Here is an 18,414-nt window from a genome sequence, read left to right as displayed (position 1 = left end):
ACGACAGATTTCGAACACTTATTTTATTCCTCTGGCCGTTCCGGGCCGCGCCCGGTGCCAGCGATTGACCATGCCCTCCGGCACCTCCTCGGCCGTCAGCGCGAAGACGAGGTGGTCCCGCCAGGCGCCGTCGATGTGGAGATATCGGGGGCGCAGACCCTCTTCACGAAATCCGAGTTTCTCCACGACCCGGCGGCTGGGCCCGTTCTCCGGGCGAATGCAGACCTCGATCCGGTGCAGACCGATCGAACGGAAGCAGTGGTCCACTGCGAGGGCGACGGCCGTCGGCATGACTCCGCGGCCGGCGACGCTCCGGTCGACCCAGTACCCCACATGGCCGGAGCACATCGAGCCCCAGGTGATCCCCGCCACCGTCAGCTGCCCCACGAGACTGCCCTGGTAGTCGATCACGAAGGGCAGCATCCGGCCGGCGTTGGCCTCCGCGCGCAGATGGCGGACCATCTGCCGGTACGTCGGGCGCTGGACCAGCGGGCCGCCGGGTGCGGGCGGCGGGATCGTCGCCTCCCAGGGACGCAGCCAGTCGCGGTTGCGCCGGTTGACCTCACGCCAGGTCCGCTGATCGCGCAACTTTATGGGGCGGAGGGCGACGTCTCCGTCCACGAGGACGACCGGCCAGCTGACGCTCATGACTCGCCGGTATGGTCGCCGCCGCGCAGCTGGTCGACGGCATGGCGCAGGATCCGCTCCAGCACCGCGAGCCCGTCCCGTACTCCGCCGGTGGAGCCCGGGAGGTTGACGATCAGCGTGCGGCCGGCGACGCCTGCGACGCCGCGCGACAGTACGGCGGTCGGCACCTTCTCGCGGCCGTGGGCGCGGATCGCCTCCTGGATGCCGGGGACCTCGTGGTCGAGGAGGGCTCGGGTGACGTCCGGGGTGCGGTCGGTGGGCGAGATACCCGTGCCGCCGGTGGTGACGATGACGTCGTACCGGTCGGCCACGCCCCCGCGCAGCGCCTGGCCGACCGGATCGCCGTCGGGGACGACCCGGGGGCCGTCGACGGCGAAGCCCAGCGAGGTGAGCTTCTCCGCGATGAGCGGCCCGCCCCTGTCCTCGTAGACGCCGGCGGACGCCCGGTTGGACGCGGTGACCACGAGTGCCCGGTAGGGGGCGGTGGCGTGCGCGGCGGTCATGCGTGCGCCCCCTGGGTCCCCGGCGCTCCCTCTGAGCCCTGCGCGGCCGCGGAGCCCTGTGATGTCTGCGATGCCTGCGATGTCTGTGGCGCCTGTGATGTCTGTGGCGCCTGTGACGACGGCGGCGCCTCACGGGTCCAGTCGCCGGACTTGCCCCCCGACTTCTCCTCGACGCGGATGTCGGTGATGACCGCCGCCTTGTCGACGGCCTTGACCATGTCCACGACGGTGAGTGCCGCGACGGAGACCGCCGTGAGCGCCTCCATCTCCACGCCTGTGCGGTCCGTCGTCTTCACGGTCGCGGCGATCTCGACCGCGTCGTCGGCGACGGAGAGGTCGAGCTTCACGCCGGAGACGGCGAGCGGGTGGCAGAGCGGGATCAGGTCGGGCGTGCGCTTCGCCCCCATGATCCCGGCGATCCGAGCGGTGGCGAGGGCGTCCCCCTTGGGGACCCCCTCGCCACGCAGCAACTCGACCACGTGCGACGAGACCAGGACGCGGCCGGTGGCACGCGCGGTCCGGGCGGTGACGTCCTTCCCGGATACGTCGACCATGCGGGCCGCCCCCGCCTCGTCGATGTGCGTCAGCCTGCCTTGCGTACTCATGTGCGCCTGTGCTCCCGGTCCGGGCCCTTAGGGGGCCTGTGTGGTGTGCCACACGGTACCGCCACAGGGGGCCGGTCAGCCCAGGAGGACCACGCCGACCTCCGTGCCCGGCTCCACCGACGTCTCCGTCTCGGGGACGACGATCAGACAGTCGGCGTGGGCGAGCGCCGCGACCAGATGGGAGCCGGCGCCGCCGACCGGCGTGACGCTGCCGGACTCCGCGTCGTACGTGCCGCGGAGGAACTGGCGCTTGCCGGCCGGGGAGCCGAGCGCCTCGTCCGCCTTGAGCACGGCGCGCGCGGTCGGGCGGTGCACGTCCGGCAGGCCCATGAGCGTACGGATCACCGGGCGGACGAACAGCTCGAACGAGACGTACGAGGAAACCGGGTTGCCGGGCAGGGCCAGCAGCGGTGTGTGCTCCGGACCGATGGAGCCGAAGCCCTGGGGCTTGCCCGGCTGCATGGCGAGCTTGCGGAAGTCGATCCCGCTCCCCGGCTCGTCCTCGTCGCCGACCGAGGACAGCGCCTCCTTCACCACGTCGTACGCGCCGACGCTCACGCCGCCCGTGGTGACCAGCAGGTCGGCGCGGACCAGCTGGTCCTCGATGGTGGCGCGCAGGATCTCCGCGTCGTCGGTGACCGCGCCGACCCGGTAGGCGATCGCGCCCGCGTCCCGCGCGGCGGCGGCGAGCGCGAAGCTGTTGGAGTCGTAGATCCTGCCCTCGGTCAACTCCGCGCCGGGCTGGACGAGTTCGCTTCCGGTCGACAGGACCACCACTCGGGGGCGGGGGCGGACACGCACCGTGCCGCGGCCGATCGCGGCGAGCAGCCCGATCTGAGGCGGCCCGAGGACCGTGCCTGCCTCGAGGGCGAGGTCGCCCGCCTGTACGTCGCTGCCGCGGGCGCGCACATGGGCGCGCTCCTCGACGGGCCGGTGGACGCGGACCTCGCCGCTCGCGCCGTGGGGCGCCTCACCGGCCGGAAGCATGGTCAGGGCAGCTCCACCGCCGGTACCGCCGTCGGTCCACTCGACCGGGACGACGGCCTGCGCGCCGGGCGGCAGAGGGGCTCCGGTCATGATGCGGGCGGCCTGCCCCGGGCCGACGGTGGGCAGACCGCCGCTGCCCGCGGCCACGTCGCCGATGACGGTCAGGACGGAGGGGAACTCCTCCGTGGCACCCGCGACATCGGCGACCCGGACCGCGTACCCGTCCATGGAACTGTTGTCGAACGGCGGCAGCGCGACCGGGACGGTGACGTCCTCGACGAGGACACAGCCCTGCGCGTCCGGCAGTTGCAACTCGATCGGGTCGAGCGGGCGGATCGCGGCGAGAATGTCCTCGAGGTGGTCGTCGACAGACCAGGTCGTGCTGCTCACGGTCCTACATCTCCTCGGTCACAAAACTGCGAAGCCAGTCCCGGAACTCGGGTCCCAGGTCTTCACGTTCGCACGCGAGTCTGACAATGGCACGCAGATAGTCGCCGCGATCGCCTGTGTCATAGCGGCGGCCCTTGAAGATCACGCCGTGGACGGGCCCGCCGCTCCCCGCGGCGTCCGTGGCCGACTGTTCGGCCTCCGCGAGCTTCTGGAGGGCGTCCGTGAGCTGGATCTCTCCGCCGCGGCCCGGCTCCGTCTCACGCAGTATGGCGAAGACGGCGGGGTCGAGGACATAGCGGCCGATGATCGCCAGATTGCTGGGCGCGTCGGCCGGGTCCGGCTTCTCCACCAGATCGGTGACCTTGACGACATCGTCCTCGCCGGTGGGCTTCACGGCGGCACAGCCGTAGAGGTGGATCTGGGCCGGGTCGACCTCCATCAGCGCGATGACGCTGCCGCCCTCACGCTCCTGCACCTCCACCATGCGCGCCAGGAGCGGGTCGCGCGGGTCGATCAGGTCGTCGCCGAGGAGGACCGCGAAGGGCTGGTCGCCGACGTGCGGTTCGGCGCACAGCACGGCGTGGCCGAGGCCGCGCGGGTCACCCTGGCGCACGTAGTGCATGGTGGCGAGGTCACTGGACTCCTGGACCCTGGCGAGCCTCCCGGCGTCACCCTTGCGGGAAAGCGCCTCCTCGAGCTCGTAGTTGCGGTCGAAGTGGTCCTCGAGGGGGCGCTTGTTGCGCCCTGTGATCATGAGCACGTCGGAGAGTCCGGCCGCGACGGCCTCCTCGACGACGTACTGGATCGCGGGCTTGTCGACCACAGGCAGCATCTCTTTGGGAGTGGCTTTCGTGGCAGGCAGGAACCGGGTACCGAGACCTGCGGCAGGGATGACAGCCTTGCTGATCCTGGGGTGCGACTGAGTCATGCGCAGACAATAACCGCTGAGCACGGGTGGAAGATGATGCTCCAGTTAACTTTGTCCACATAAAGACGTGTACATGATATTTACGGGTGGCCAATGAAAGGCGACATGTCGGAAAAGGGCGAGCTGCGGGCCGAACTTCTGGGGGCTCGAAGGCTCTTGTCGGCGGAAGACGTCCGGGAGACCGCCGCGGTTCTCGCGCGACACGCCCTGGAGCTGCCCGAGCTGACGGACGCAGGCACCGTCGCGGCCTATGTCTCGGTGGGGCGTGAGCCGGGCACGCGCCCGCTGCTCGACGCGCTGCGCGCCAGGGGCGTACGCGTCCTGCTGCCGGTACTGCTGGCCGACAACGACCTCGACTGGGGGACGTACCAGGGGCCCGGCCGCCTGAAGCCCGCCGGACGCGGCCTGCTGGAGCCGGCCGGCGAGCGGCTCGGTCCGGACGCCGTCGTCACGGCGGACACAGTGCTGCTGCCCGGCCTCGCGGTGGACGCCCGCGGTATGCGGCTCGGGCGCGGCGGGGGCTCGTACGACCGTGTCCTGGCGCGCCTGGCCGCCGCCGGGGCGCACCCGGCGCTCGTGGTGCTCCTCCACGCGAACGAGGTGGTCGCACGGGTCCCGGCGGAACCGCACGACCACCCCGTGCACGCGGTGGTGACGCCGGACGGCGTCAGCCGGTTCACGGGGCCGAGTGGCCCGGCGGGTGGAGAGTGAGCGTGTCCACGGCGCCGGCGGACACCGCGTTCGCACTGTAGGCCCAGTCCAGCAGTTCGCCCTCGGCCCACTTGCCGGTCTGGTCGGTGTAGTGCGCGTTGTACGCGTGGCCGGACGCGCCGGTGAGGTTGATCCACCGGGACCCGTCCCAGTCTCCGACGTTGACGACCATCCGCATCGAGGGCACCCACACGACCTCGTAGCCGCCGGCCGCGTTCCAGCCCGTGGCGTTCACCGCGGCTTCGCCGCCGCCCAGGTTCCACGGGCCGCGATTGAGCATGTACTGCAGGAGCTCGGGGCCCCCGGTGCCCAGCGTCTGGTTCTTCAGCGTGAGCTGGTGCAGACGGCCCCAGCTCCAACTGGAGGCATCCTTGCCGAGCTTGGCGGTCAGCTCCCAGCGGGCGTCGACCATGGCGCGGCCGAGCAGCTCGTCACGCTGGTCGGTCGCCTCCTCCGTACGGGTGCGCGGCGACTGCCACCAGGCGTTGTCCTCGTCCTTCAGCAGCCGGCGCACCACCTCGAACCAGCGGTCGCCGCCGTCCGGCTGGGCCGAGTCCGCGTCGCGCTGGCCGCACTCGCGCACCCGCTCCTCGAGGTCGTCGTCCGGGGCGGTGCTGTCGGCGGGCCGGACACTGAGGCACTCGCCTTCGACACGCAGCTCCTTGGGGAGCTTGTTGCCGAACGACAGCTTCAGGACGTTGCGCCACACGGCGTTGAAGTAGGCGGCGGCCCCGGAGTCCGGTTCCTGGGTGTAGTCCCAGCCCTCCAGCAGCTTCTGCGCCTCGCGGACGTACGGGTCGGAGATGTCGATCTTCAGCAGATAGGGGGTCAGCAGCTTCGCGATCTCGCTGCTGTTGTCCATCTGCATCGTGCGCATGTCTTCGGTCGAGATCTTGCCGCCGTCCTGGATCTTCGACTCGATCAGGTCGTTGATGCGCTGACTGCGGGCGCCGTAGCCGTAGTCCTTGGTGATCAGATACGGGTACTTGTCGGCGTCGACGACGGCCTGGTTGGCGGTGACGATGTAACCGCGCTCCGGGTCGTACTCGTACGGCAGCTCGTCGAAGGGGATGTAGCCGGTCCACTTGTACGCCGGGTCCCAGCCGGGCGCGGGCATCGAGCCGTCGCCGCTGGCGCGGACCGGGATCTTGCCGGGCGCCTGGTAGCCGATGTGGCCCTCGGCGTCGGCATAGATCAGGTTCTGCGAGGGCACCTCGAACTTCTGCGCGGCCTTGCGGAAGCTCTGGAAGTCGCTCGCCCGGTTGAGCTCGAAGACGGCGTCCATGGTGTTGCCGGGCTGGAGGGCGGTCCACTGCAGGGCGACGCCGTAGCCGGAGCCTCGGTCGGGCGCGGCATTGGACACGGGGGCCTTCTTGCCGACCTTCTCCAGCTCGTCGCTGCGGTCGGAGACCAGGGGGCCGTGGCCGGTGGAGCGGACGGTGATCGTCTTGCTGGTGCCGCCGGCGACCTTGATGACCTCCGTGCGGGTGGTCAGCTGCTTCTCCTCGTCACCGACCAGATAGCTGTCGCCGCTGAGCTTCTCGAGGTAGAGGTCGGTGACGTCGGCGCCGAGGTTGGTGAAGCCCCAGGCGATGTCCTGGTTGTGGCCGATTATCACGCCCGGCGTGCCGGAGAAGGTGTAGCCCGCGACGTCGTAGCGGCACTTCGCGGAGGTCTCACGGCAGTGCAGACCCATCTGGTACCACAGCGAAGGCAGCTGCGGCGCGAGGTGCGGGTCGTTGGCGAGGAGCGGCTTGCCGGTGGTCGTGTAGTCGCCCGAGACCACCCAGGAGTTGGATCCGATGCCGTTGCCGCTGGGGCCGAGGAGTGCCGGGATGGCGTCGAGGGTCTCGGAGAGTGCGGACAGCTGTGAGTTCAGGCCGGAGGCCGCGTCCGCCGCGCTGCCGGTTCCGGTGTCGCCGGCGGTGCCGGTGCCCGTGCCATCGGCGTTGCCGGTGCCGGTGCTCGCGCCCGTGGAGCCGTCATTCAGGTCGGAGGGCTTGGCCGCCGGGTCGAACTCACCGGTGACCTGGCTGATGCCGCCTTCCTCGACGATCGGCTTGTTGCGGTCGAACGGATAGGGCGGATAGAGGTCCTTGATCTGCTTCTCGCTCAGCCTGCTGGTCAGCAGGGAGCGGTCGATCTCGTCCTCCATGTTCCCGCGCAGGTCCCAGGCCATCGCCTTGAGCCAGGCCACCGAGTCGACCGGCGACCACGGCTCGGGCTTGTAGTTGTTCGTGAAGGACAGCGCCGCGTACTCCACCGAGATCTCCTCGGCCGAGCGCCCCTCGAGATAGGCGTTCACACCGTCCGCGTAGGCCCGGAGGAACTTCTTCGTCTCGGCCGAGAGCTTGGTGTCGTACTCCTGCTGCGCGACACGGCGCCAGCCGAGTGTGCGGAGGAAGGCGTCCGTCTCGACCTGTTCGGAGCCGAACATCTCGGAGAGCCGGCCGGACGTCATGTGCCGGCGGACGTCCATCTCCCAGAAGCGGTCCTGCGCCTGGACGAACCCCTGCGCGCGGAACAGGTCCTCGTCGCTGTCGGCGTAGATCTGCGGAATGCCGTAGCCGTCCCGTTTGACCTCGACCTGACCGCTCAGCCCTTCCAGTTGGATCGACCCGGTGGTCTGCGGGAAAGAGGCACGCACGGTGCTGATGCTCCAGTACGCCCCGTAGCCGACGCCCGCGACGAGGGCCAGCACCAGGACGAGCACGAGCAGTCGGGCGCGTCGCCCCTTCTTCTTCTTGGGGGAAGAGGCTGTTGTGTTGGCGGGCATCGCTGTCCTTCGAGGGGCAGGGTGGTCCTGGGAATGCTGAGGCAACTCTAGGCGCAGCTCCCGACCGGCCCGGACGCGGTATCCACAAGGCACTCCACACCCTCGGACAAACAGATCATCACACCATCAAGGACTCGCAAAAGATTAGGTAAGGTAACGAAGTGTCGCCCGCCGGTCCGAAGATCCGGCCGCATGGCGCAAAGGGAAGGATCGGCCACTGACTGTCCACCAGCTCAACGAACTCCTGCTCGTCTGCTCGCTCGTCCTGCTCGTCGCCGTGGCGGCCGTGCGCATCTCGTCGCGCAGCGGCCTGCCCAGCCTGCTGCTGTACCTCGGCATCGGCATCGCGATGGGCCAGGACGGCCTGCTCGACCTCCAGTTCGACGACGCCGAACTGACGCAGGTGATCGGTTACGCCGCGCTCGTGGTGATCCTGGCCGAAGGTGGACTCGGCACGAAGTGGAAGGAGATCCGGCCCGCGCTGCCCGCGGCCGCCGCCCTGGCGACCGTCGGGGTCGCGGTGAGCGTCGGGGTGACGGCCGCCGCCGCCCACTACCTGGTGGGGCTCGGATGGCAGCAGGCCCTGATCGTCGGCGCGGTCGTCTCGTCGACCGACGCCGCCGCGGTCTTCTCCGTACTGCGCAAGGTACCGCTGCCGTCCCGGGTGACGGGAGCCCTCGAGGCCGAGTCCGGCTTCAACGACGCCCCCGTCGTGATCCTCGTGGTGGCCTTCTCGTCCACCGGACCGATCGACGCCTGGTACCTGCTCGTCGGAGAGATCGCCCTGGAACTGGCGATCGGCGCGGTCATCGGCCTGGCCACGGGCTGGCTGGGCGCCTACGGCCTGCGGCACGTGGCGCTGCCCGCTTCCGGCCTCTATCCCATCGCCGTCATGGCCATCGCCGTGATGGCGTACGCCGCCGGCGCCTTGGCGCACGGCAGCGGCTTCCTCGCCGTCTACCTCGCCTCAATGGTCCTCGGGAACGCCAGGCTGCCGCACTCCCCGGCCAACCGGGGCTTCGCCGAGGGCCTGGGCTGGATCGCCCAGATCGGCATGTTCGTCCTCCTCGGCCTGCTGGTCACACCGCATGAACTGCTCCGCGACTTCTGGCCGGCGGTGGTCGTCGGACTGATACTGACCGCGGTCGCGCGCCCGGTCGGGGTGTTCATCAGCCTGCTGCCCTTCCCCATTCCCTGGCAGGAGCAGGTACTCATGTCCTGGGCGGGTCTTCGCGGCGCCGTGCCCATCGTCTTCGCGACGATCCCGATGGTCTCCGGCGTCGAGGGCAACGACCGGATCTTCAACATCGTCTTCCTCCTGGTGGTCGTCTACACCCTGGTGCAGGGTCCGACGCTGCCCTGGCTGGCGAAGCGGCTGCGACTCGGCGACTCGGCGGAAGCCGCCGACCTGGGCATCGAGTCCGCGCCCCTGGAGCGGCTGCGCGGCCACCTGCTGTCGGTCGCGATCCCCGAAGCGTCGAAGATGCACGGGGTGGAGGTCGGGGAGCTGCGCCTCCCGGCCGGTTCCGCGGTCACCCTGGTGGTGCGCGACGGCAAGAGTTTCGTACCGCTGCCCATGACGGTGCTGCGCCACGGTGACGAACTCCTCGTGGTGGCGACCGATCCCGTACGGGACGCGGCGGAGCGGCGGCTTCGCGCGGTCGGCCAAGGCGGCAAGCTGGCCGGCTGGCTCGGCACGGGAGGCTCCACGCGCCGCAGATCCCGTTGACCCACGGGCTGCGGAGCCCTCGCGGCCCCCTCACCGAGGCTCGAATCACAGGGCCAGGCCCAGTGATTTCTGTCATTTCCCAGGACAGGGCCGGGAAAACCCCTGTACCATGAAGGCACACTGATCGACCAACTCTGCCTGACGCAGAGCTGGCGCGACCGTATGGCGGCCGCGGAGTTCCCCCGAGTGGACCCCGGTATCTACCGCAGTTCCGCGCAAGAGGACAGCTCTCGGCGGCTCCCGACACCCAGGGGAGCGCTACCAGGCGGCAGAAAGGCAAGGACCGTGGAGTCCACGGTCGCGTCTGGCAAGCGTCCTGGTTACGGGCAGCTGCTCCGTACCGCAGGCGCATGGACGTTCCTGCTACCCGGGTTCGCCGCACGCCAGCCCTTCGCCATGCTCACCATCGGCATCGTCCTGCTGGTGCAGCACACCACCGGCTCCTACGGCACCGCCGGCGCCGTGGCCGCCGTCACCGGCGTGTCCATGGCTCTGTTCGCACCGCAGAGCGGCAGGCTCGCCGACCGCTTCGGCCAGCGGGCCGTGCTGGTTCCCGGCGTACTCGTGCACACGGCCTCCGGTGCCGCCCTCACCGCGCTCGCCCTCACCGGCGCCCCCCTGTGGGCGCTGTTCGCCGCGGCCGTGCCCACCGGCGCCTCCGTCCCGCAGGTCGGCCCGATGGTGCGTGCGCGCTGGGCGGCACGGCTCCAGGGCTCGCCGCTGATGCCGACGGCCGCGGCCTTCGAGTCGGTGACGGACGAGTTCACCTTCGTGGTGGGCCCCGTCCTGGCCACCGCTCTGTGCACCGGTGTACACCCGGCGGCCGGCCTGATCGCCGAGTCCGCGCTCACCCTGGCCGGTGGACTGCTGTTCGCGGCCCAGCGCCGGACCCAGCCGGCCCACGGTCTCTCCCCGGCCGACGCAGACGTGAAGCGCGCGTCCGCGCTGCCCGTGCCCGGCGTAAGGGTCCTGGCGGTCGCCTTCCTCGGTATCGGCTCCGTCTTCGGTGGCATGCAGGTGTCCCTGACGGCGTTCACCGAGGAGATCGGGCAGCCCGGCATGAACGGTCTGCTGTACGGACTGTTCGCGGCGGGCAACATGCTCGCCGGTGTCGCGGTCGGCACCATCGTCTGGAAGACCGGACCGCGCCGCCGGCTGCTGCTGGGCTACGCGGGCCTCACCGCCGCCGCGTCCCTGCTGTGGACGGCGCACTCCGTGGTGCTGCTCGGGGCGCTGGGCCTGGTCGTCGGGCTCTTCATCGCCCCTGCCCTGATCACGGGGTACACGCTCGTCGACTCACTCGTGCCCCCCTCGGCCCGTACCGAGGCGTTCACCTGGCTGACCGGTGCGGTGGCCCTGGGCCAGGCAGCCGCCGTGACGGTGGCCGGACAGCTGGCCGACATGTACGGCCCGAGCGCCGGATTCGCCGTGCCGCTGGCGGGCACCGCACTCGCGCTGGCCACCCTTCTGGCACTGCGTTCCCGCCTGGCGCCGAAGGCCCCGGGACGGGTCGCGGCACGTGGGATCGGTCACCGAGTGCCGGTGACGGTGGACTGATCCGGCGGAATACGTCAGTATGGAGCGTCGTTAGCACTCATCGAGTGAGAGTGCCAGGAGGAAGACAGTGCCGACCTACCAGTACCAGTGCACCGAATGCGGCGAGGGCCTCGAGGCGGTGCAGAAGTTCACCGATGACGCCTTGACCGTGTGCCCCGGCTGCGACGGACGCCTGAAGAAGGTGTTCTCCGCCGTCGGCATCGTCTTCAAGGGTTCCGGCTTCTACCGCAACGACAGCCGTGGCTCGTCGTCGAGCAGCGCGCCCGCGACCTCGTCTTCGGCGACGGCCACGAAGCCGTCGGAGTCCAAGACGTCGGCCCCGGCCTCCTCGTCGACCGCCTCCTCCTCGTCTTCGAGCACGCCGAGCCCGTCCGGCTCCGCCGCCTGATTCTTACGTTCCGAGGACCCCGCCGCGGCAGCGAGCACGGTGGGGTCTTTGACGTGTCCGCGTGCGGCTACTGTGTGCGCCATGGCGACCAATTCGAACGCAAGCGGAGCGGCCGGACCGGCGGAGATCGGCGTGATCGGCGGCTCCGGCTTCTACTCCTTCCTGCAGGACGTCACCGAGATCCAGGTCGAGACCCCGTACGGCCCGCCCAGCGACTCGGTGTTCCTCGGTGACGTCGCGGGTCGGCGGGTCGCCTTCCTGCCGCGCCATGGACGGGGCCACCATCTGCCGCCGCACCGCATCAACTACCGCGCCAACCTCTGGGCGCTGAGGTCGGTCGGGGTCCGCCAGGTGCTCGGCCCCTGCGCGGTCGGCGGTTTGCGTCCCGAGTACGGCCCCGGCACGCTTCTCGTGCCTGACCAGTTCGTCGACCGTACGAAGTCGCGCGCGCAGACCTACTTCGACGGTCTGCCGCTGCCGGACCGGACCGTCCCCAACGTGGTGCACGTGTCCCCGGCCGACCCGTACTGCCCGAGCGGGCGCAGGACGGTGCTCGAAGCGGCACGGGGGCGCGACTGGGAGCCGGTCGACGGCGGGACGCTGGTGGTCGTCGAAGGCCCCCGCTTCTCCACCCGGGCCGAATCCCGGTGGCACGCGGCGATGGGATGGTCGGTGGTCGGCATGACCGGGCACCCGGAGGCCGTCCTCGCCCGTGAACTCGAGCTCTGCTACACGTCGATCACGCTGGTCACAGACCTCGACGCGGGCGCGGAAGCCGGCGAGGGCGTGTCGCACGAAGAGGTGCTCAAGGTGTTCGCGGCCAACGTCGACCGGCTGCGGACCGTCCTGTTCGACGCGGTGGCCGGGCTCCCGGAGACCGAGAAGCGCTCCTGCTCCTGCGGCGACGCGCTGGCGGGCATGGACCCCGGCATCCAACTGCCGTAGGCGGGTTCGGCAGGGAACCGGGTTCGGGATTTCGGGGCTCCGGGTTCCCGCTCCAGGCTTCCGGATCCCGGCATCCCGCCTCCGGCCTCCGGCCTCGCACCCGCCCGCTTCCGGCTCCCGACCTCCGGCCTCGCGCTTGGGCTGCGGGGCTGCGGGCTTCGGGGCCGCCCGCTTTCGGCTTTGCGCCCGCCGCTTTCGGCCTTGCGCCCGCCGCTTCCGGCTGCGGGCTGCGGGCTGCGGGCTGCGGGCTGCGGGCTGCGGGCTGCGGAGGAAATCGGGGGATGCCCGGAAAGGGTTTCGACGGGGCCCGGCCGTTCGCCATCACCCTCACCGGTGAGCGAGTTGTCCACATTCGGTGGCCTGTCCACAGGCCGCTGCAGGCCGACGGCGGAACGTGGATCGTGAGCAGCGGTCGGTCACGGGCACCGGGCTCGGGCCACTTCCGCAGAAGGCGGTGCGCGGCATGTCCTTCCTCCCTTCCTCCTCTCCTGCCCCCTCTTCCTCTCCCACTCCGGAACCCTTGGGCGTGCCGCCATTCGCCCCGCTGCGCGTCCGCGGCGGGGCACAGCGACTACGGCGCGCGCTGTGGCGGCAGCGGCGCACCATGGCGGCGGGTCTGGCGGTGACGGCCGCGGCGCTTGCCGCGTCCACGGCCCGCGGGGCGGACACCCCGGGCGCGTCCGCGGGGCAGGAGGCCAGAGGTGTGGCGGGCGCCGGTGCGCCGGCGGCCGCGGCTCCGGCGCGCAAGCACCGGTCCGCCAACGCCCTGGTATCCGCCCCTGTGCGCATCGCGGACGCCGCCACGGTCCGGTTGCTGCGGCCCGGTGACCGCGTCGACGTCATCGCGGCCGCGGACGCGCCCGCGGGCGAAACCCCCCAGGCGAAGGTCGTGGCCTCCGGCGTGCGCGTGGCCGAGGTACCCGGTACCGGTGACGACTCCATGGACGGCGGGGCGCTCGTCGTGCTCACCGTGCCCCGTGCCACGGCTACGGCGCTGGCCGGTGCGGCGGCGAACTCCCGTCTGGCGGTGACGCTGTGCTGACCCGTGCTGATGTGTCACCGAGTCCCCTGGGGGCGGGTGCGGATTGGACAAGCAGGTCGGGCCCTGCCGTAGGTTGCGGAGCTGTCCCCCTCCCCTGTGGCTGGTATGAAAAGAGGCTCATTCGTGAGCGAGAAGAAACCGAGCGTGCTCGAGGGCTTCAAAGCCTTCCTGCTCCGCGGCAACGTGATCGACCTCGCGGTCGCGGTCGTCATCGGTGCCGCCTTCACCAACATCGTGAACGCGGTGGTGAAGGGCATGATCAACCCGCTGGTCGGCGCGTTCGGCACCAAGGACCTGGACGCCTACAGCTCCTGCCTGAAAGCACCCTGCGACCCCGGCCCCGACGGCGAGATGCAGGGCATCCAGATCATGTGGGGCTCCGTGCTCGGTGTGACCCTTCAGTTCCTGATCACCGCCGCCGTCGTCTACTTCCTCATGGTGCTGCCCATGTCGAAGTACCTCGCCCGCCGGGTCGCCGCACAGAAGGCGAAGGAGGGCGTGCAGGAGACGCTCGAGGTCACCGAGCTGGAGGTGCTGAAGGAGATCCGCGACAGCCTCGTGGCACAGCGCGGTCCCGGCGACAACCTGGTGGCACAGCGTGGTTCCGGCGCTGCGGGCTCCGGGGGCGCCTCCAGCACGTCGGGGACACCCGGGGGCGACGAGGGCCGCTGAGGTGGCTGCCGCTTCGCCGGCACTCAGATGTGGTGGGGTGGCTTCTCATCGAGGAAGCGCGCAAGATCCGCGGCGCTGTCGCCGCTCGCGGGAGGCCGCTCACCCCACCCACGGTCCGTATCGTCCGCCGATTGCTGGTCCAGCGGATCGTCGAAGATCAGCCTTGGCTCGGGACGTTGCTGTCCGGGCTGCTTCGCATCTCGCGATCCGGGGGCGGGGGCGGTGCTCATGCTTCCAGGATACGGCGAAAGACCACCGAAATCTCAGCGTCCGCTGCCGTGACTCAGCCGTCCTCCGGGCCGATTCCACCACACACAGCGCACGGCGGGCCCGGCTGCGGGGCCACCGGATCACGGGCCTCCGAACCATCAAGCCCCGGCCGCCAACGCCGGGCCCTCGGGCCGCCCAACCTCGGGCCGCCGAGCCGCCGGGCCGCCACAGGACGGGGGCCGCCCGATTAACCTGGCGGACATGGTCGTTATGGAGAGGGTCGACGGGCCGGCCGGCGGACTCACGGACGTCACGGGCCTGCGGGTCGGTCATGCGCAGGTCACCGGGTCCGGCGCGCTCAGCGGCACCACTGTCGTCCTCGCACCCGCGGGCGGAGCGGTCGCGGCTGTGGACGTCAGAGGCGGAGGACCCGGCACCCGGGAGACGGACGCCCTGGATCCGCGCAACGTCGTCCAGCGCATCGAGGCGGTGGTACTGACCGGCGGCAGCGCGTTCGGCCTCGACTCGGCCGCAGGCGTGATGGCCTGGCTGGAGGAGCAGGGCCGGGGCGTACGTGTGGGTCCCGATCCCTCCCAGGTGGTGCCGGTGGTGCCGGCAGCGTGCGTCTTCGACCTGGGGCGCGGCGGGAACTGGCATGCGCGTCCGGATGCGTCGACGGGGCGCGCCGCCGTGGTCGCGGCTGCCGCCACCGCCGAGGGCGCGCCGGTCGAGGAGGGCTCCGTCGGCGCCGGGACGGGCGCGGTGATCGGGGGGCTCAAGGGCGGGATCGGCACGGCGAGCACCGTCCTCGACTCCGGGATCACCGTCGCGGCGCTGGTCGTGGCCAATGCGGTGGGTTCGGCCCTCGATCCACGGAACGGCGTGCTCTACGGCGAGTTGGTCGCCGAAGGCATGGACCGGGTGGCGATCCCCGCCTCGGCAGTGCACGCCGCAGCCCAGCTCCGGCTGGCCGAGGCGGGCGAGAAGAACGGGCCGCCGCCGCTGAACACGACGCTCGCCGTCGTCGCCACCGATGCCGATCTGACCCGCTCGCAGGCGCACAAGCTCGCGGGGACGGCGCACGACGGCATCGCGCGCGCCGTGCGGCCCGTGCACCTACTCAACGACGGCGACACCGTGTTCGCGCTGGCCACGGGCTCGGTCGCGCTGGACGCCGGCAGCCCGCTCGCGCTCAACGACGTGCTGGCCGCCGGCGCCGACGTGGTGACCCGGGCCATCGTGCGCGCCGTGATGTCGGCCGCGAGTGTCGACGGACCGGGCGGCAGCTTCCCTTCCTATACGGAGTTGTACGACATCGGCTGACGTATCGGACGCCTGAGTTGGGGGCGTGCGGGAACTTCTACCGGGCGCCCCTTCGTTTTACCCAACCCAGAAGCACACTGTCGGACGGAAGCGCTACTTTTAGCAATCACCAAGTGACTTGTGGCGACGGCCTGGAGACCCCTCTTGAACGATCCCATCGATCCGTACGATCCGTACGATCCGTACGATCCGTACGATCCGTACGAGGCAACCGAGACGCACATCGAGCGACTCCTGGGTCGGGCGCTCAACTCCTTCGATCTGCCCGACGCGACGGTCGAGCGACTCGACTCCGCGCTGGCGCACGCGAGTTCCCTGCACTCGTCGCACCACAATGCAGCGCTGCACCGTTCCACGTACCGCCATGCCTATCTGCTCGGTGACGGCAGCTCGCTCGTGCTGTGGGAGCTCGTCCACAACACCGGCCGTGGCGGCACGGATCAGCACGAGCTGTACGCGCACGAGTCCGAGGCGCGGCTGGCGGCATCCCGGCTGCCCGCCGGTTTTCCCGGGTTCGCCGGGTCGGGCGGCACGGCCGGGTCGAACAGCACGCTCGGCCAAGAGCTCGGCGTCGACCTGGACGACGAGTTGGACGCCGACCTGGAGCTGCTCGCCGCACTGATGGCACCGCCCCCGGCCCCACTGCCGCCGATGTACGTCCCCGACAACTCCGCCGACCACGCGCGCCGGCTGCTGCGCCGGGCCGAGAACGACGACCGGCCGGGAGAGGAGACGGCCCGTCTGCTGCGCGCCGCCTTCGCCCACCACATCACCCAGGTCTTCGGACGCCAGTTCCGGATCGCGGGAAAGGACGCGGGCTTCACGCTCTACGAGCACGCCTTCCTGCTGCTCGACGGCACGGAGCGGAGCCTGTGGGAGGTCGAGCACACGGCGACGCCGGACGGTCGCCACATGTGCGAGGTGTACGAGGCAGAGCACGACGCCCGCGAGGCCATGGAGCTCCGCGCCCGGGTCCGCTAGCCCGCCCGGCCGGTCGCGCCGGGCCCGGCGCGCGCATCCGGCAGTCCCCCGGGCGCACAGAGAGCGGTAACCCGCCTGTCCCGTCTCCCTCGTCTCCACCGCCTTCTCCATCGCCCCGGTCGCTCCCCGGTTGCCCCGGCCGTCCCGGTCGCCCCCAAGATCCGTCGGCCACCGTCTCCGGTAGCGCCCGGGTCCCGTGGTCCGCCCGGCAGGTGGCCTGCCGCGCTGCCGTCCCGGCGCACGACGGTGCCTGCGCCACGGCAAGTGGCACAGGCACCGAGTGCGTTCGGACATCCAGGCGTCCAGGCGTCCAGGCGTCCAGGCGTCCAGGCGTCCAGGCGTCCAGGCGTCCAGGCATTCAACGCGAGAGCGCGTGCTCCGGTTCGGCATCCTGCTTCGCGAGCGGCATCGCCTGTGCGTCCGGCGCACCGCCCTCGACATGCTGCTTCGGCCGTGCCGGCAGGGCGAACATCACCACGAAGATCACGAGCAGTACCCCGGCCACCCACCACAGGGAGTTCCCGAAGGCTTCCACGAAGGCCGAGCCCGTGGCATCCGGCCCGGACACGTGGTCACCGACCGGTCCGCCTGTCGATGCATCAGCCGACCCACCGCTCGACTCTCCGATCGACCCGCCCCCCGTCCCGCCCCTTGCGGCTTCGGCCGACGCGTCGATCGAGCCGAAGAAGACGAGAGACACCAGACCGAGGCCGAGCGCGGTACCCATCTGCGCGGTCGTGTTGATCAGTCCGCTCGCGGAGCCCGCGTGCTCGCGCGGGACTTCGGAGAGCACGGCGTCGGTCAGCGGCGCGACGATGAGCCCCATGCCCACGCCCATCACGACCAGCGGCGGGATCATCTGCCACGACTGGATGGCCGTGCCGTACCGGTCGGCCTCCCAGATGTAGATGACGAGTCCGGCGGCCATGGTGGCCGCACCCGCCTGCAGCACCTTGCGACCGAATCGCGGCACCAGCAGTTGCACGGACATCCCGGCCGCCGCCGAGACGGCGATCGAGAACGGCACCCCGGTCAGACCGGCCCTCAGGGGCGTCCAGCCGAGCCCTTGCTGCATGTAGAGCGTCCAGACGAGGAAGAAGATGCCCATCACGACACCGAAGGTGAGCTGCACGGCGATACCGGCGGCGAAGCTCTTGACCTTGAACAGCGACAGTTCGACGAGCGGTGAGCCGTCCTTGCGCGTCTTGTGCCGCTCGTACGCCACGAAGGCGGCGAAGACGAGCAGGCTGCCGGCCATGCACAGATGGCCGGAGAGCGGCCAGCCCAGTTCACGGCCCCGGGTCAGCGGGTAGATCAGCATGAGCAGGGCGGCTGTGATCATCACGACGCCGACGAGGTCGAGCCTCAGCGCCTTCGGCGCACGGGACTCGAGGATGAACTTGCGCCCGAGGACCAGTCCGGCGATGCCGACCGGCAGGTTGATCAGGAAGATCGGCCGCCACTCGAGGCCGAAGAGGTTCCACTGGGTCAGCAGCGCACCGAGCAGCGGGCCGGAGACCGCGCCGAGGCCGACGACGGCGCCGAACAGGCCGAAGACCTTTCCCCGTTCGTGCGCCGGGAAGGTGACATGGACGATCGACAGCACCTGCGGCACCATCAGCGCGGCGGTCGCGCCCTGCAGCAGTCGGGAGCCGACGAGCATCTCCGCGTTGGCGGCGAAGCCGCACAGCGCGGAGGCGAGGGTGAAGCCGGTGATGCCGACGAGGAACAGCCGCTTGCGGCCGTAGATGTCGCCGAGCCTGCCGCCCGTGATCAGACCGGCGGCGAAGGCGAGGGCGTATCCCGCGGTGATCCACTGGATGGCGCCGAACGAGGCACCGAGGTCTCGCTGGATGCTGGGTATCGCGATGTTGACGATCGTGACATCGACCAGATCCATGAAAGCCGCGGTCATGACGATCGCCAGGGCGATCCAGCGCCGGCGGTCCGTCGCCGCTTCCGGTCCGGCTGCCGTTTCTGCCACGGCGGGCTGCTGTGAACTCATATGAGGAAACTAGG

General features: G+C 70.7%; 16 protein-coding genes and 1 pseudogene. 9 read left to right on the top strand and 8 right to left on the bottom strand.

Features of this window, described 5'->3' with window-relative positions; genetic code table 11:
• Positions 1–18 precede the first annotated feature (18 nt).
• The 5 genes and pseudogenes from AB0903_RS08475 to galU form a co-directional block, all read right to left on the bottom strand.
• Positions 19–648 (bottom strand): GNAT family protein, encoded by a 630-nt coding sequence (locus AB0903_RS08475; protein WP_366700319.1) that lies wholly within the window; start codon positions 646–648, stop codon positions 19–21.
• On the bottom strand, positions 645–1,151 hold the full coding sequence (locus AB0903_RS08470; protein ID WP_366700317.1) for a MogA/MoaB family molybdenum cofactor biosynthesis protein: 507 nt from the start codon (positions 1,149–1,151) through the stop codon (positions 645–647). Before AB0903_RS08470 ends, AB0903_RS08475 begins: the two co-directional genes overlap by 4 nt.
• 131 nt (positions 1,152–1,282) lie before the next feature.
• A pseudogene (moaC, locus tag AB0903_RS08465) lies at positions 1,283–1,756 on the bottom strand (cyclic pyranopterin monophosphate synthase MoaC); the annotation flags it as partial.
• A gap of 75 nt (positions 1,757–1,831) precedes the next feature.
• Positions 1,832–3,133: a gephyrin-like molybdotransferase Glp gene (glp, locus tag AB0903_RS08460; protein ID WP_366700315.1), complete on the bottom strand. Its 1,302-nt coding sequence runs from the start codon at positions 3,131–3,133 to the stop codon at positions 1,832–1,834.
• 4 nt (positions 3,134–3,137) lie between these two features.
• Positions 3,138–4,061 (bottom strand): UTP--glucose-1-phosphate uridylyltransferase GalU, encoded by a 924-nt coding sequence (gene galU, locus AB0903_RS08455; RefSeq protein ID WP_366700313.1) that lies wholly within the window; start codon positions 4,059–4,061, stop codon positions 3,138–3,140.
• Between the two features lie 93 nt (positions 4,062–4,154).
• Here galU and AB0903_RS08450 point away from each other — a divergent pair, with 93 nt between their 5' ends.
• A complete protein-coding gene (locus AB0903_RS08450; protein WP_366700311.1) occupies positions 4,155–4,772 on the top strand; it encodes a 5-formyltetrahydrofolate cyclo-ligase in 618 nt (205 codons plus the stop codon).
• On the opposite strand, the gene AB0903_RS08445 is transcribed toward AB0903_RS08450, so the two are convergent.
• Entirely contained in the window at positions 4,738–7,548 is a 2,811-nt protein-coding gene (locus tag AB0903_RS08445) for a penicillin acylase family protein (RefSeq protein WP_366700309.1), read from the bottom strand. The genes AB0903_RS08450 and AB0903_RS08445 overlap by 35 nt on opposite strands.
• A gap of 217 nt (positions 7,549–7,765) precedes the next feature.
• Between AB0903_RS08445 and AB0903_RS08440 the strand changes: the two genes are divergently transcribed.
• The 6 genes from AB0903_RS08440 (at position 7,766) to AB0903_RS08415 (ending at position 13,881) form a co-directional block, all read left to right on the top strand.
• The gene (locus AB0903_RS08440; protein WP_366700598.1) at positions 7,766–9,277 is read left to right on the top strand and encodes a potassium/proton antiporter; all 1,512 of its coding nucleotides are present in this window, start codon (positions 7,766–7,768) and stop codon (positions 9,275–9,277) included.
• 285 nt (positions 9,278–9,562) lie between these two features.
• A complete protein-coding gene (locus tag AB0903_RS08435) occupies positions 9,563–10,834 on the top strand; it encodes an MFS transporter (RefSeq protein ID WP_366700307.1) in 1,272 nt (423 codons plus the stop codon).
• A 67-nt stretch (positions 10,835–10,901) separates the two neighbouring features.
• A complete protein-coding gene (locus AB0903_RS08430) occupies positions 10,902–11,222 on the top strand; it encodes an FmdB family zinc ribbon protein (RefSeq protein WP_366700305.1) in 321 nt (106 codons plus the stop codon).
• Positions 11,223–11,303: 81 nt separating this feature from the next.
• A complete protein-coding gene (locus AB0903_RS08425) occupies positions 11,304–12,167 on the top strand; it encodes an S-methyl-5'-thioadenosine phosphorylase (protein WP_366700303.1) in 864 nt (287 codons plus the stop codon).
• Between the two features lie 526 nt (positions 12,168–12,693).
• Positions 12,694–13,209: an RcpC/CpaB family pilus assembly protein gene (locus AB0903_RS08420; RefSeq protein WP_366700301.1), complete on the top strand. Its 516-nt coding sequence runs from the start codon at positions 12,694–12,696 to the stop codon at positions 13,207–13,209.
• A 123-nt stretch (positions 13,210–13,332) separates the two neighbouring features.
• Positions 13,333–13,881 (top strand): MscL family protein, encoded by a 549-nt coding sequence (locus tag AB0903_RS08415; RefSeq protein ID WP_366700299.1) that lies wholly within the window; start codon positions 13,333–13,335, stop codon positions 13,879–13,881.
• 23 nt (positions 13,882–13,904) lie between these two features.
• Here AB0903_RS08415 and AB0903_RS08410 read toward each other — a convergent pair whose 3' ends face one another.
• Positions 13,905–14,111, bottom strand: a complete 207-nt coding sequence (locus AB0903_RS08410) for a hypothetical protein (protein WP_366700297.1) — start codon at positions 14,109–14,111, stop codon at positions 13,905–13,907.
• Between the two features lie 250 nt (positions 14,112–14,361).
• Between AB0903_RS08410 and AB0903_RS08405 the strand changes: the two genes are divergently transcribed.
• Positions 14,362–15,414: a P1 family peptidase gene (locus tag AB0903_RS08405; RefSeq protein WP_366700596.1), complete on the top strand. Its 1,053-nt coding sequence runs from the start codon at positions 14,362–14,364 to the stop codon at positions 15,412–15,414.
• Between the two features lie 144 nt (positions 15,415–15,558).
• A complete protein-coding gene (locus tag AB0903_RS08400; protein WP_366700295.1) occupies positions 15,559–16,395 on the top strand; it encodes a DUF6227 family protein in 837 nt (278 codons plus the stop codon).
• A 358-nt stretch (positions 16,396–16,753) separates the two neighbouring features.
• Here the strand turns inward: AB0903_RS08400 and AB0903_RS08395 are convergent, their stop codons facing one another.
• Positions 16,754–18,400, bottom strand: coding sequence for an MFS transporter (locus AB0903_RS08395; RefSeq protein WP_366700293.1), 1,647 nt, complete (start codon positions 18,398–18,400; stop codon positions 16,754–16,756).
• Positions 18,401–18,414 lie beyond the last annotated feature (14 nt).

Source organism: Streptomyces sp. NPDC048389 (assembly GCF_040706335.1).
GTDB lineage: Bacteria > Actinomycetota > Actinomycetes > Streptomycetales > Streptomycetaceae > Streptomyces.
The sequence above is the reverse complement of the archived record's forward strand: the minus strand, read 5'-3'. Positions and strand labels throughout refer to the sequence as shown.

Coding starts and splice junctions, on each gene's coding strand:
- AB0903_RS08450 (WP_366700311.1), top strand. CDS start 4,155: ATGAAAGGCGACATGTCGGAAAAGGGCGAGCTGCGGGCCGAACTTCTG.
- AB0903_RS08475 (WP_366700319.1), bottom strand. CDS start 648: ATGAGCGTCAGCTGGCCGGTCGTCCTCGTGGACGGAGACGTCGCCCTC.
- AB0903_RS08445 (WP_366700309.1), bottom strand. CDS start 7,548: ATGCCCGCCAACACAACAGCCTCTTCCCCCAAGAAGAAGAAGGGGCGA.
- AB0903_RS08470 (WP_366700317.1), bottom strand. CDS start 1,151: ATGACCGCCGCGCACGCCACCGCCCCCTACCGGGCACTCGTGGTCACC.
- AB0903_RS08425 (WP_366700303.1), top strand. CDS start 11,304: ATGGCGACCAATTCGAACGCAAGCGGAGCGGCCGGACCGGCGGAGATC.
- AB0903_RS08395 (WP_366700293.1), bottom strand. CDS start 18,400: ATGAGTTCACAGCAGCCCGCCGTGGCAGAAACGGCAGCCGGACCGGAA.
- AB0903_RS08410 (WP_366700297.1), bottom strand. CDS start 14,111: ATGAGCACCGCCCCCGCCCCCGGATCGCGAGATGCGAAGCAGCCCGGA.
- galU (WP_366700313.1), bottom strand. CDS start 4,061: ATGACTCAGTCGCACCCCAGGATCAGCAAGGCTGTCATCCCTGCCGCA.
- AB0903_RS08405 (WP_366700596.1), top strand. CDS start 14,362: ATGGAGAGGGTCGACGGGCCGGCCGGCGGACTCACGGACGTCACGGGC.